Raw genomic sequence first — 13,153 nt, 5'->3', positions numbered from 1 at the left:
CGCCTTTCTCTCCACAGTTCGTCGATGCATCGATATTACAGGATATGACTTATACTGAGCCCATGGAAAACGACAACGCGCAAAATATCGACCCCATTCCCTCGGAGTCGTTCTTCGAATTCGCAGCGGCCGCCGAAGACAAGCCGGCCACGGCGCACTTTCTTGCCTTCAACACCGTCATCGAACTGCAGGCCTACGGCAATGAGGCCGAGGCCCGGGCGGCCTTCGAAGAGGCCCGCACCTCCTGCCGCACCTACGAGCGCTTGCTCAGCCGCACGCTCCCCCACTCCGACATCTCCCGCATCAACGCTGCCGCCGGACGCCCCGTGGCCATCGACCGTCGCACCTTCGACTTACTGCAGAAAGCCGTCGGCTACTGTGCCGTCAGCGAGGGCGCCTTCGACATCACCGTGGGACCACTCGTGCGCCTCTGGGATTTCCATCGGGGACGCAAGGCCGATCCCTCCATGCTTGCCTACGCCGCCAAGCACGTCAATTGGCGAAACCTGAAGCTGTGGGAGGAAGAAAGCGCGAAGGAGGTCGAGCGCGACCACGAATCCGAAAGCAACGAAAGCAACCGCCAGGCACAAGAGAGCCCTTCGACGGCGCCCACCTTTTGGGCCCAGCTGACCGACCCCCAGGCGGCCGTGGATGTCGGAGGCATCGCAAAGGGCTGGATTGCCGACGCGCTCATGGAGGACCTGCAGCGTCACGGCCTCTCGGGCATCATCGTGAACCTGGGCGGCAATGTGCTCGTATCGGGCACGAAGCCCGACGGATCGCCCTGGCGTGTGGGCGTGCGCGACCCTCGCAACCCTGCCGAGCTTCTGGGCGCCGTGCCCCTTGCCCGCGGCTCCGCCGTCACCAGCGGCATCTACGAACGCTGCTTCACCGATAGCGAAGGACGCTTCTACCACCACATCCTCTCGCCCCTCACCGGCCAGCCCGTGGACACCGACGTAGCCGGTGTCACCGTCGTGTGCGAAAAGTCCATCGACGCCGAGGGCTTCTCCACCACCTTGCTGGCCCTAGGCACCGAACGAGGCCGCGCCCTGGTAGAGCGCTACCCCGAAATCGCCCAAGCCTTCTTCGTCGACGCCGAGGGAGTTATTACCCCGGCGCGGGTCTAAGCCCTGAAAGTTCTTGCAAAACAAGCCAAATTAGGGGCGACCAACAGCTCAACATCGACAAAGTGACAACTCGCAGATTTCTTTCTATCGAGCCGAGGGCTTTGGCGTTAAAATTATTACAGCGATGAATTACTCACTGAACTATCTTTGTAGATAAGGGACGCCATGACCGCCGATTCGCCCTCTTCCACCCATACTGCCACCGAGGCGCCGCTCGACTTGGACTCCACCTACTTCGTAGCCTTCGAGATGGCCCACGAGGCACTCCGTCGAGGTCTGGGCACCGCCAGTCGCCTGAACGTCACCCAATACCGCGTGCTTACAAAGCTGCTGCAGGCAACCAAGCCCCTGCGCCAGGGCGACCTCGGCGAGGTGCTGGGGCTCAAGCCCAACGTGGTCACCCAAGCCGTCGACGTGTTGGAGCGCGAGGGACTCGTTACTCGCACCACGGGCACCGCCGACGGCCGCACGCGCTTTCTCCAGGCCACTGAGGCTGGCGCCCAGCACGTTGCCGCGGTGAACCAGGCGCTGGTCGACAGCTTGTATACGAACTTCCCCACGGAGAACCCCACCTACCGCACCATTCTGGAGGCAGCCGTCGCGGCTGGCGCGCAAATCGAGCCGCCGCTCCATCGCGGTAAGGCCCAGAAGTTTCCCGCTTCGCGAGCCCTCGTGTCCGTAGAGCTCATTCGTCAGGAAACCGAGCGCGTGTTGAAAGAGGCCACCGGCGCTTCGTTCAACGAGTGCCGCATTGTCCAACGCCTGAGCGAAACTGGTCAGCCCGAACGCGTAGGCGTCCTGGCCGAGGCCCTTATGATGTCGCCCGTCAACGCTGCCCGCGCCACCGAGCGCCTGGTGCAGCGCGGCTGGGCCCAGCGCCTCAAATCGCCACGGGACAAGAAAGCGGTCTACGTCGCCCTGACCGACGAGGGCGTCTACCAAGCGAACGTCATCAACGCCACGGTCAACGAACTGGGCCAGAACAAACTGTGGGCAAACCTCACGCCCGACCAGCGCCAAGCCATAGAAAAGGTCGGCCACGTCGTCGTAGCCGACCTCAACGCCCGCAAACAGGCCAAAGAGCAAGCAGACCTGGCCGCTCTTACCCCCGTAAAGTAGCAGCGGGGACGGCAAGCACGCCGTCCCCGCTGCGGACAAGTCAGACTAAACCGCCGGAGCAGCTTCGCGAGCCACGGAGGCCGGAGTCTTTCCCAGCTTACCCAGGTACGCCTGCGCGCCGAACAGCATCACCAGGTTCACCGCCAGATCAGCCGCAAACCAAGCACCCAGCACGGGCAGATCGATGGCTACGCTGTTCAGGGCCCCGAAGGTGCCCACCGTCAGCACCATAACCACCGCACCGCACAAAGCCACGGCCGCCACCAGCGAGACGCTCAAGCTACGCCCAGCGCGGGCCCGAGCCACGCAAGCGCACACCACCAGCGAGGCAGCACCCAGCAACGTGCCCAGAAACGCCGCAAACCCGATGACACCGAGCACGATGACCGGCAGCCCCGGCAGCTTCGAGCTCATGGAGCCCACCTGCACGGCCGACAAAATGCCAAGCACCACGATGACCAAGCACACCAGCGCCACAAGCGCCGTAGCCCAGCCCCACAGGAACGCCGTGCCCGCACGCCCCGTGCCTTCGCGACCTTGAGCGTACAGCACGCCATAGAGCACCGGGGCCGCCGTGGATACCACCAGCGCCAGACCCGCGGCAAACAGAAACGCCACGAAGGCCGAGCCCGTGAGGATCGAGCAAATCACATCGAGAATGGCCACCCCCGACGCCGAAATATAGTCGAAGGCCAGAATGCCCGTAGCCCCGGCCACCGTCAGGCCGATGCGACCGAGAAGCGCCACAACTAGCGCCATGGCGAACAGCGTCAGAAACGGCCGCGCCATACCTTTCATTGCCTTCATCGAGCACCTCCCATCTCGTTTTCCACCGCACTGGTACCGCACAGGTAGCCGCCGCAGAACGCCAGCCCCACGTCGCCCATGAGCGAGCCCAGAATAGGATCGCCAATGTAGCTGTTCTCGCCGCAGGCGCCACCGGCTGTATGCCAACCGGCGTAGAGACCGGGAATGACGCGGCCGTTCGTGCCTACAACCTGCATCTGATCGTTGATGAGCAGACCGGCCTTGGTGCCGTACAGATTGCCGCCGATACGGCAGCCGTAGAACGGCGGCTCGGTGATGGCATGGAGCCACTCGGGCGGCATGGGGTACATGAAGTCGTCCTCGCCGCGCTCGCAGGTCTCGTTCCATCGGGCCACGGCCTCGGTGAGCACGCCCTCGGCCAGGCCCAGATCGGCCTCCAGCTCTTCCAGGGTGTCGCGGCGCTTCAGCACGTCGGCCTCGATGGCATCCTGCACGCCGTGGTGCCAATCGCGATAGTGCTCGGGCACCTTCTCAATCTGCTCCAAGTCCGGCGTGATGAGCTTGCGGCAGTGCTCCTGAGCAAACCCGGCCAGATGATCCTCGTAGTTGGCGTCGAAGATAATGTAGGAGCGATGACCCGGCGGGGTCATCTGGATGGTGGCCAAGTCGCCCAAGGCGTAGATGGCGTTGGCGCCGTCCTCGCCCACGCGGGAATCCATGTAGCGCAGACGATTGCCGCAGCGGTCGATGGTCAGCCACGGCTGGCGGGACAGCTGGGTCATGCCGTCGTAGAGGAAGCGCGCCCAGGTGCCGCCCTCGGCCTGCCAGTCCACGCCGCCGTCGAAGGAGGCCGAGGAATTGAAGCCGGATACATCGGCGCCGGCCCCGAGCCCCATACGGAAGCACTCGCCGGTCTCGCTGGCCGTCAGATAGCTGGAGGCGCAGCCCATAGCCGCCGTAGGAATGTACTTGTCAAGCAGCGCCTTGTTGTTGCAGAAGCCGCCCGCCGTCAAGATGACGGCGTTCTTGGCGTGAATGTAGCGCTCGTCAGTGAAGCCCTCGTTGATGACCACGCCCACCACGCGGCCGTCCTCGTCCTGCACCAGGGCCACGGCGGGACTTTGGAACTTGTAGTCCACCCCCTTGCGCTGGCCGTAGGCGAACATGGCGTCCGTGGCGTCCTTCATCTTCAGCACGTGGTGGTCCAGCGTGGAGTTCTTGGGGGCCACGTACACCGGCACCTCGCCCAAACGCCACTGGACGCCGCAGTCGGCCATCCAGTCCAAGCTGGGACCACCCTCCGAGGCAATCTTGTAGATGAGCTTCGGATCGGCCGCATAGTGGTACTCGTCCATGGCCCAGTCAGTCAGGGCCTGGGCATTAAAGGGATAGCTGGGGAAGGCGAACTTCTTGCCCTCCTGCATGGACATGCCGCCCAGAATGCCGCACATGCCCGCTTCCTGGGCATTGCCGCCGGGCAGTCCCAGGGCCTCGACGCAGATGGTGTTCGCGCCCAGCTCGGCCGCGCGAGCCGCCGCGTTCAGGCCACCGCCGCCGGCGCCCACCACGCAAATGTCGCATTCGTAATCCCACGAAGCCGGCACGGCACGGGGCGGAATGGGCGACGCGTCGTTGGCCGGGAAGGCCTCGGGGTTGTGGTCGCGGTAGGTGCCGTCCGAAGCGCTGGCGTTGGTGGCGGCGCTTTCGGGCACTGTCGGCGCGTTGTCTCCCTCGCGCGTCCAAGTGCCGTAGCGCTCATCGGCCGCAAACGCATGGTCGGCGCCGAACAGCCCGGCCACGGCCGCCGCTCCTGCGGCTACGGCCGACCCGGTCAGAAAGTCGCGACGCGACAGACCGGAAGCGCTCGTCTTGTTCTCTGTCGTCATGGCTCTACGCCTCCTCTCCGGCTACATCGGCCGCGGTAGCTTCCGAGGCCACGCCCTGCTCGGCCTGGGCCAGGGCATCGTCGACGGCCTGCTTCACGCCGGCCGTGGTAATGGTGGCCCCAGAAATGGTATCGATGTCCGACCCCTGGGCCGCCTCGATCATCTGGGCGTACTTGCCGTCGCGAATGGCCTCATAGCCACCACGGCTCTGGCTCTCGCCCTCTTGGGTGGTTTCCAGGCACGAAATGCGACCGTCGTCCACCAGTAACGTCACCGTGATGAGGCCCTCCATGCCCTTACCCACGCCGGTGTAGACGCCATCGTGCAGCGATCCTTCGGCACGCGCCGTCGGATCCGCCGCTACTTCCGCAGCCCACGGATCGTCCGCATGGAGCGCCAGCTGTTCGGCACTGGCAGCATCTTTGGAGCCCGAGCCCTCGAAGGACGCCCCGCAGCCGGACAGGCCCAGCGTCAGCGCCGCAGCGCTGCAGGCAACTATGGTTAGCTTGCTCGTACGCATTGCTCCCCCTCCCTAGGCCTTGGCCGTCGGCCCGGCGCTCTGCACGGGAGCCGCCCAGCCTTCGGGAACCTGGTAGTCGTGACAGGTGTTGCAGTACATCATGGACTGGCCATGGGCGCTGTGGCAGCTGCTGCAATCCAGCTGATAGCCCTGATGGGACTCATGGGGGTTCACACCCTCTTCGCCGCCCCAGTTCTGGGTAGTCTCCACCACCTCGTTGAAATCATGGCAACCGGCCGTGGCGCACATCTGCGCGTCCGAGCGCACCCCCACCGTAGTCAGCATGCCGTCCTCGCCAACGGAATAGTCGCCGCGCACCCAGGCCAAGCCCTCGTTGATCTGCTCGTCGATCTTGGGCTCATGACAGTCGAGACACGTGGTATCGGCCACCTGATGGGCATGGGCCATCAGGGCTTCGTCCTGGTAGTAGCCCTCCACGTAGGGGTCCATCGGCTCATGGCAGATGGCGTTGCAGAACGAGGGACTCTCGTGCCACACCAGAAAGCCCGCGCCGGCCACCACCAGCACGACAGCTACGACGCCCACCACCATCGGCCACTTTTTACGCGGTCGGCGCGGAGCCGCCGGCGTCGCGGGCACGTTCCCTTCTTGTTTCATGACCCCCTCCAATCGTTTACTTCCGATTTTCAGTAATTTCTTCGTGAAAGTTTTTATTTACTTTCATTTTTGAAATTTATGACAGGCATAGTAGCAAGGTTTTTCCTGTGTAACAAGGTTTTATTGACGGATAATTTAAATATGTCAATTGTTATCAATTTAGCGATTTGTGAATATTGACTGAAGATGATGATGGGAGTATGGTTTTTGCCAACGAGCAAGGAACCGCCTTGCAAAGCCGGTGGGGGTGGGCCAGCGCGGCACCGCGTCCTTTCCTGATCCACCCCCACTGCGCTCCCCCATCAGTGGTATTGATTAAGGAGGGATACCCATGTTATTCGACGTGTACGGACCCAACGCGCTGTATCAGTGGCTTGGCTTGGCCCTGGTGCTGGTGGCGCTCATTCTGCTCAATGAGTTCGCCCGTCGCACCAAAGCCGGCGGCATGATCATGTTCTTCGGCGTGTCGGCCGTCATGACGGTGTACTGCATCGCCATTGCCATCGGAGCTGGCATGGGTCAGGAATGGGCCCTCAACAACCCCACGCACACCGACATGAACAGCTGGTTCCATTACGCCAAGGTGTACGCGGCCCTGGCCGGTTGCATCGGTTTCATGGCTCTGAAGTACTCCTGGGGCAAGATCGGCCGCTCCCATTGGTTCAAGGCCTTCCCCTTCGTCATCGTGGCCATCAACATCATGATCGCCGTGGTGTCCGACTTCGAGAGCGCCTTCCGCGCCTTCGGCACTACCTGGGTATCCTCCGAGGGCGTTACGCTCTACGGCGGCTGGCACAACGTGTTCAACGGCATCGCCGGCATCCTGAACATCCTGTGCATGACCGGCTGGTTCGGCATCTACATCTCCAAGAAGCGCCAGGACATGCTGTGGCCTGACATGACCTGGGTGTTCATCATCGCCTACGACCTGTGGAACTTCTGCTACACCTACAACTGCCTGCCCACGCACTCCTGGTACTGCGGCATCGCGCTGCTGCTGGCACCTACCATTGCCGGTCTTATCTGGAACAAGGGCGGCTGGATCCAGAACCGCGCCTTCACCCTGGCCATGTGGTGCATGTTCTGCCAGATGGTTCCCATGTTCGCCAATGATTCCATCTTCGCGGCGAACTCCGTGAACAACCCCAACGTGAACCTGGCCGTGTCCCTCATCGCCCTGTTCGCCAACATTGCCGCCCTGGCCTACATCGCCTACCGTTCCAAGAAGCTGGGCGTGAACCCCTACAAGCAGGAAGTCTTCGTGGGCACCAAGGACTTCACCGAGGCCATGGAGCGCCGCGCCGACACCGCTTATCTGCTTGAGACCGAGCCGAAGAGCGCCACAGCTGCCGAGATCGCCGAGATGGTGGCCTACAACGAGTTGCCTGTGAACGGCGAAGTGGGCTTCGTCTACGTAGCCAAGGACGCGGGCGACACCACCGTCGAAGTAGAAACGACGCAACGGAAATAACCGCATCCCGTCTCCGCCGTCCCCGAAACGCACGAAGGGAGCCCGCCAGGGCTCCCTTCTTTATTGGTGGATGAATCTCTTTGCCACCCCGTCTTCGCCTGAGCCTTTGAGGCACGCGGCCCTCAAAGGCTTTGCGCAGCGCGCTGGCAGGGCCTTCTAGGCTTCTAGCTCCAGCTCGTCGCTCAAGGGAGCGACGGCGGCTTTTTCGATAGTGGGGATATGGAACACGGCCAACCACAGCAAGAACAAAGCCACAGCGGCAAGAATGCCCCACACCAGGGGCTTCTGCACTAACAGGGCCGATACCATCAGAACGGCATAGGAGATAGCCAGCATACGTACTTTGGCCCCCACGGGCATGCCGCCGGCCTCCTTAAAGGGTACCACGTAGGCACGGTACACTTTGGTTCCCGTTATCCACGCGTGCGCGCGGGGCGAGCACTTCGCGAACAGGAACGTGGCCAGCAACAGCAGCGGCGTCGTTGGTAGCACGGGCACGAACACGCCCACAATGCCCAGCCCGCAGGCCAACCATGCTACTCCCAGCAGCAGTCCGCGCAGAATTGGGTTCATGGCACTCCCCTCTTCGACCTTCACCCCGGGGCAGCCCCAGGGCCCGTAGCCAGCGCTTCGCACCCGGAAAAGCACACGAAGCCCAGCGTGCGTTCCAGCATACAAAAGAAGCCCGCCCAGGCTCATCACCTGAACGGGCTATTCCATACACGCTAAGCCGGACGCTTTCCCTTGGTGCCCCACGCACCAAGGAAGCGATGCTCGGAGATCCGCAGGAAGGGTCCATCCGAAGACCCGCGGCAACTACTGGGTCTTGATCTGTTGATCGGCCACGGCCTCTTCCAGCAGCATGAGCTGAGCCTCGGCCTTCTTCGTGCCGCGGAAGATGATGAGCACGTACACCAGGAGCGCCACCCACAAAAGAGCATAGGCGGCAATGAGGTACGGCGCCGAAGGCAGAATAGTGGAGTAGATATCGGCAAGAATGGGATTCATGGTTCGACCTTTCTATCGGCGGCCGCTCCCCCGTCAAGGAAGCGGGCCATCGTTCGCATCGCTAGTCTTCGAGGGATTCCTTGAGCGCTTCCACGCGCTGGGTCAGGCGCACCTGGTTGAAACGGGCACGGTACAGGGCAAAGCCCACCAGCAGCATTCCCAAGGCGCACAAACCCACGCACATGCCCATTTCGGGGCTCATGCCGCCCTCGCGCAGCACCACCGGGTGGATGGACGAGGGAATCAGGCGCGTGATCATAAAGCAGATGGGCACGTCCACCGTGGCAATGATGGCAATAACAGCCGCGAAGGTGGCCCTGCGCTCCGGCTCGTCTACCGAGCTGCGCAGCACAAAGTAGGCGATGACAATGAGCATCAAAATGAGGTAGGTGGTCAGACGGGGCTCCCAGCTCCACCACACACCCCACTCGAAGCGCGTCCACATCTCGCCGGTGATCATAGTCATGATGATGAACAGCAGCGAAATCTCCAGACAGATGCGCGAACAGGTATCGAAGCGCTGGTTCTTCGTCATCAGGAAGCGCACCGCGTAGTAGCAGCCGAAGGCCATGCCCAGAAACGAGGTGATGGCCACGGGCATATGGAAGTAGAAGATCTTCTGCGACAGCAGCATCTTCTGGGACACCATGGAGTCGCCGATAAGCTCGACGCCGTCCACCGCCGCACCGCCCACGGGGGGCACGATGAAAAACGCCATAAGGAAGCCGAGAGTAGTCAGCACCGCTCCGGCAATCAGAGCCGGAGCCATCAACTTATCAGGCCACTGCCCCACCTCCGGCAACTTCAGTTTTTTCTTGTCGGCCACAAGGCCTCCTTTCCTTCAGCGCGCCCCTCGGGGCCGCTTACCTCGCAACACGCGTTGTCCGTCCCCACGGCCGACGCGCGTTGCGCTAGTTCACCACAAAGTCGTAAAGCACCCACGACGCAAGAATCATGATCACGTCATAGCCCGCTCCCAAAGCCAGAGCCGTAAAAAAGCCCTCGGCGAACACCTCGCCGCCCACCAAGGCACAGGTAGTGGCGGATACGCAGGCGTATAAAAGCGGGAAGATAATGGGCACAAACAGAAGCGCCAGCATGACGTCCTTACCGCGGGTGGAGGCCGTCATGGTGGACAGCAGCGTACCGATGCCGGCGATGCCGATGCTGCCCAGCAGAAGCGGCACCACCAAAAGCCAGCCAGTCTCCGCCGGCGCCGCGAAGCTGGAGAAGAACACCCAGTACAGCGGCACGGCGATAACTTCCACCAGGGCCAGGAAAATCAAGTTGGACGTGGCCTTGGACAAGAAGATGACGCCTCGGTCGAGCGGCGCCAGCAGCAGGCCCTCCAAGCAGCCGTTCTCCGTCTCATGGGAGAACGAGCGGTTGAGCCCCAAAAGCGAGGTGAACACCACGAGCGCCCACAGAAGACCGCCGGACGCCTCAAGGAACTCCGCCCCAGGACGGGCGAAGGAAAGCGCCACGCCAAAGACCACAATGACCAGAAAGGCATAGATGCCCATGGACACAATCATGTCCTTGGTGCGGAACTCCGCCTTCAGGTCCTTCGCCAACAGCGTCCTGTACTGCGTCCACGTGGAGGGAGGCTTGCAGGCCATTTACGCCACCCCCAATCCCACGGTCGAGCGATACAGCGCCCGGAACTCATCATCGGCCAGATCGCCCTTCTCGGCGAAGGCCACCACGCGGCCCTTCGCCAGCACCAGGACATGGCTGGCCAGGGCAAGTCCCTTGTCCAGATCATGGCTGACCATGACGAAGGTGCGGTTCTCGCGCACGCTTTCGATGAGCTCGTCGAAGATCTCGATGGCGTGGGGGTCGAGCCCCGAATACGGCTCGTCGAGCAGAACGAGCGAAGGATCGTTGATCAGAGCCCGGGCAATGGAGGTGCGCTGGGTCATGCCTCGCGAGAAGGTGCGCACACGGTCCAGGCGGCGGTGCTTGAGCCCCACGGCGTCCAGCAGTTCGATCACCCGCTTCTGGGGGTTTTCCACCCCGTAGAGCTTGGCGTAGAGCAGCAGGTTCTCCTCGGCGGTGAGGTCGGGGTAGAGCATAGGGTTGTGAGAGATGAGTCCAATGGACTCGCGGGCGCGGTCCGGCTCTTCCTTCAGGCTGATGCCGCCCACCTCGATGGTGCCCTCCGTGGGACGCGACAGCGTGGCCAGCATGCGCAGAAGCGTGGTCTTGCCGGCGCCGTTCGGCCCGAACACCGAGAGAAAGGCTCCCTCGGGCAGCGTGAACGACACGTCGTCGACGGCCTTGCGGCCGCCGAACGACTTCGTCAGATGATCGACTGTCAGGGCCGCCGTCACTGGGCGTCCTTATCCTCGGCGGTAACCGGCGCGGACTCCGCGACGACCGCTTCCGCCATCGCGACCTCCTCAGTCGCCGCAGGCTCTGCCGTCACCTCGACAGTTTCAGCCTCGGCAACAACCACGTCCGCGTCCGGAGTCTCAGCGGCCTGAAGGGCCACCGGCTCATCGGCCGGATCGGACTCCTTCCGACTGGCCCGCTTGGAGAACAGCGAGACAACCGAGCCCGCCATGAGCAGGCCGAAGCCCACCCACACGAAGCTGATCAGCGGGTTGACGCGCACGTCCATGGAGAAATCGCCCTCGTCGTTCACGCCGCGGTACACCACGAACAGATCTTCCAAGGGGAATCCGATAACGGAGGCCTCCAGCTTCTGCTGCTGCGTGGTGCCCGTCACCTGGACCGACGGGTGCACCTGACCCACGAACTGGCCGTCTTTGTAGGCATCGAAGGACACGGTGTAGCGCACGTTGCCGTTACCCAGGTCATCGATGGAGTTGCCCGTGTACTGCAGCTCGAAATCCTGAATAGTGAAGGTTTCCGCTGTCGTATCGGCCTCTTCGTCATAGGGAATATAACCGGTGACCTCGGTGACGTACATGGAAGAGCCGATGAGGCCCACCAGGATGATGCCCATGGCCGCATGGCACACCGAGCCGCCGAACAGCGGGAAGCGCTTGCGCAGACCGCCCGCGGCGCGCACATTGCGCAGCGCCCGCGCCGCCATAAACGCCGCATTGAAGAACAGGAGGCTGGCCACCAGGAAGCCCACCACGGCCAAACCGTTGTAGTACAGCGGCGCGCCCTGCTCCAGCAGACCCTCGGCCGTAGCGCCGCCGGCATCGATCTGCGCCTGATAGCTGGGCAGCAGATAGGTGGCGAAGTAGATCATGAGAACGATGAACAGCAGCCCCGCGCACAGAGCGGGAATGCGAGCCAGACGCCAGAACGCCTTCTTCTCAGTGCGGCGCCAACCCAGAAGCGGGCAGATGGCCAGTACGGCCAGATACAGGATACCCAGGGGGCGCGCGATGGCGTTATAGGTACCGGCCGACAGAGCCTGGCCACCGAAGGGCAGCCAGCTGGGCAGCGCCGAGGAAATGGTCATGTAGGCCAGCAGCACGGCGAACACCACCATGACCAGATTGTTCACGTAGTAAGCCGCCTCTTTGGACATCAGGGAGTCGATGTCGTCATCGGCCGCATTCTCGACACCGAAGCTGCCGCGACGCACCAGCAGGCCCACGATGCCCGCCAAAAGCGACACAATGATCAGTGCCGCGAACAGCACGAGCGATACGGGGTCGCCCTCGAAGGCGTGCACCGACTGCACCAGGCCCGAACGGGTGATGAAGGTGCCCAGCACCACGAACGAGAAGGTCAGGCAGGCGCAGAACACGCTCCAACGCTTGAAGGCACCGCGCTGGCGGTACACCGTGAAGGAATGGATAAGCGCCACGCCGATGAGCCACGGCAGCAAGCTGGCGTTCTCCACCGGGTCCCAGCCCCAATAGCCGCCCCAGCCCAGCACCACGTAGGCCCACACGGCACCCAGGCCAATACCGGCGCCCAGCAGCACCCACGAGAACATAAGGAAGCTTGTGGAGCGGTTAACCCACAGCGGCGAGTCGTCGTTGACGATAAGGGCAGCCAGCGCGTAGGCGAAGGGAATGGTCAGGCCCGCGTAACCGATGAACAGCGTGGGCGGATGGATGGCCATGGCCCAGTGCTCCAGCAGCGTGTTCATGCCCACCATGGAGGCCATGGCATTCAGCGAGCCGTCGTCGGAGAAGTAACGGCTGTCCGTCACCGTGAAGGGCATGTTGCTCTCCGAGAACAGGAGCACGCCCACAAAGGCCAGCAAGACCACCTGGGCCACGGCCAGGGCAGCGTTGTCCAGGGGGCGGGTGTCCTTACGCGTGGCAAACACCAGCACCGAATTGAATACGGCAATGAGCCACGCCCAGAACAGCAGCGAGCCCTCGCGGCCGGCCCACAGGCCCGCCAGCTTGTAGAGCCACGCCAGGTCGCCCGTGGAAGACGAGCGGTTGTCGAGCACGTACTGAATGGTGTAGTCACCCGAGAAGAAGCACCATACCAGCACGGCGCAGCACACTGTCAGCGCCACCGCGCCCAGCACCGTGGCCAGACGGGCGCCCCAGGCCCAAGTCTCGGAAGTTTCGAATGAGCGGCGCTTGTAGGTGATATGGGCGGCGCCCAGGCACACCAGGGAAACGGCGCAGCAAGCAAAGGCCACTAAAAGGCCCAGAAGTCCAATCATCGACATGGAAGGTCCTTT

13 protein-coding genes are annotated in these 13,153 nt (G+C 62.8%); 3 read left to right on the top strand and 10 right to left on the bottom strand.

What is annotated here, in order from left to right:
* The first annotated feature begins 44 nt into the window (after nt 1–44).
* Together PZH32_RS07100 and PZH32_RS07095 are read left to right on the top strand one after the other, a co-directional pair.
* Nucleotides 45–1,130, top strand: coding sequence for an FAD:protein FMN transferase (locus PZH32_RS07100; protein WP_275207195.1), 1,086 nt, complete (start codon nt 45–47; stop codon nt 1,128–1,130).
* A 165-nt stretch (nt 1,131–1,295) separates the two neighbouring features.
* A complete protein-coding gene (locus tag PZH32_RS07095; RefSeq protein ID WP_275207193.1) occupies nt 1,296–2,249 on the top strand; it encodes a MarR family transcriptional regulator in 954 nt (317 codons plus the stop codon).
* 45 nt (nt 2,250–2,294) lie between these two features.
* Here the strand turns inward: PZH32_RS07095 and PZH32_RS07090 are convergent, their stop codons facing one another.
* The 4 genes from PZH32_RS07090 to PZH32_RS07075 are packed head-to-tail and all read right to left on the bottom strand — an operon-like array spanning nt 2,295 to nt 6,041.
* Nucleotides 2,295–3,056 (bottom strand): hypothetical protein, encoded by a 762-nt coding sequence (locus PZH32_RS07090; protein WP_275207191.1) that lies wholly within the window; start codon nt 3,054–3,056, stop codon nt 2,295–2,297.
* Nucleotides 3,053–4,903 carry an FAD-dependent oxidoreductase gene (locus PZH32_RS07085; RefSeq protein ID WP_275207190.1) on the bottom strand — a complete coding sequence of 617 codons (1,851 nt, stop codon included), beginning with the start codon at nt 4,901–4,903 and terminating at the stop codon, nt 3,053–3,055. Before PZH32_RS07085 ends, PZH32_RS07090 begins: the two co-directional genes overlap by 4 nt.
* A gap of 4 nt (nt 4,904–4,907) precedes the next feature.
* Complete coding sequence (locus tag PZH32_RS07080) at nt 4,908–5,423, bottom strand: FMN-binding protein (protein WP_275207188.1); 516 nt, start codon at nt 5,421–5,423, stop codon at nt 4,908–4,910.
* Between the two features lie 12 nt (nt 5,424–5,435).
* Complete coding sequence (locus PZH32_RS07075) at nt 5,436–6,041, bottom strand: cytochrome c3 family protein (RefSeq protein WP_275207187.1); 606 nt, start codon at nt 6,039–6,041, stop codon at nt 5,436–5,438.
* Nucleotides 6,042–6,372: 331 nt separating this feature from the next.
* Here PZH32_RS07075 and PZH32_RS07070 point away from each other — a divergent pair, with 331 nt between their 5' ends.
* Entirely contained in the window at nt 6,373–7,512 is a 1,140-nt protein-coding gene (locus PZH32_RS07070) for a DUF5692 family protein (protein WP_275207186.1), read from the top strand.
* Between the two features lie 156 nt (nt 7,513–7,668).
* Here PZH32_RS07070 and PZH32_RS07065 read toward each other — a convergent pair whose 3' ends face one another.
* The 6 genes from PZH32_RS07065 to ccsA (PZH32_RS07040) all read right to left on the bottom strand — a co-directional run bounded on the left by PZH32_RS07065 (nt 7,669) and on the right by ccsA (PZH32_RS07040) (nt 13,141).
* Entirely contained in the window at nt 7,669–8,085 is a 417-nt protein-coding gene (locus PZH32_RS07065) for a DUF454 family protein (protein WP_275207185.1), read from the bottom strand.
* 243 nt (nt 8,086–8,328) lie between these two features.
* Nucleotides 8,329–8,520: a hypothetical protein gene (locus tag PZH32_RS07060; RefSeq protein WP_275207184.1), complete on the bottom strand. Its 192-nt coding sequence runs from the start codon at nt 8,518–8,520 to the stop codon at nt 8,329–8,331.
* A 61-nt stretch (nt 8,521–8,581) separates the two neighbouring features.
* Nucleotides 8,582–9,346 (bottom strand): cytochrome c biogenesis protein, encoded by a 765-nt coding sequence (ccsA, locus tag PZH32_RS07055; RefSeq protein ID WP_275207183.1) that lies wholly within the window; start codon nt 9,344–9,346, stop codon nt 8,582–8,584.
* A gap of 85 nt (nt 9,347–9,431) precedes the next feature.
* A complete protein-coding gene (locus PZH32_RS07050; RefSeq protein WP_275207182.1) occupies nt 9,432–10,139 on the bottom strand; it encodes a heme exporter protein CcmB in 708 nt (235 codons plus the stop codon).
* Nucleotides 10,140–10,853 (bottom strand): ABC transporter ATP-binding protein, encoded by a 714-nt coding sequence (locus PZH32_RS07045; RefSeq protein ID WP_275207181.1) that lies wholly within the window; start codon nt 10,851–10,853, stop codon nt 10,140–10,142.
* Nucleotides 10,850–13,141 carry a heme lyase CcmF/NrfE family subunit gene (ccsA, locus tag PZH32_RS07040; protein WP_275207180.1) on the bottom strand — a complete coding sequence of 764 codons (2,292 nt, stop codon included), beginning with the start codon at nt 13,139–13,141 and terminating at the stop codon, nt 10,850–10,852. Before ccsA (PZH32_RS07040) ends, PZH32_RS07045 begins: the two co-directional genes overlap by 4 nt.
* Nucleotides 13,142–13,153 lie beyond the last annotated feature (12 nt).

Source organism: Adlercreutzia equolifaciens, assembly GCF_029076695.1.
In the GTDB taxonomy this organism is placed as follows: Bacteria; Actinomycetota; Coriobacteriia; order Coriobacteriales; family Eggerthellaceae; genus Adlercreutzia; species Adlercreutzia equolifaciens_A.
Note: the sequence above shows the minus strand (reverse complement) of the source record. Positions and strands in the feature narration are given on the sequence as shown.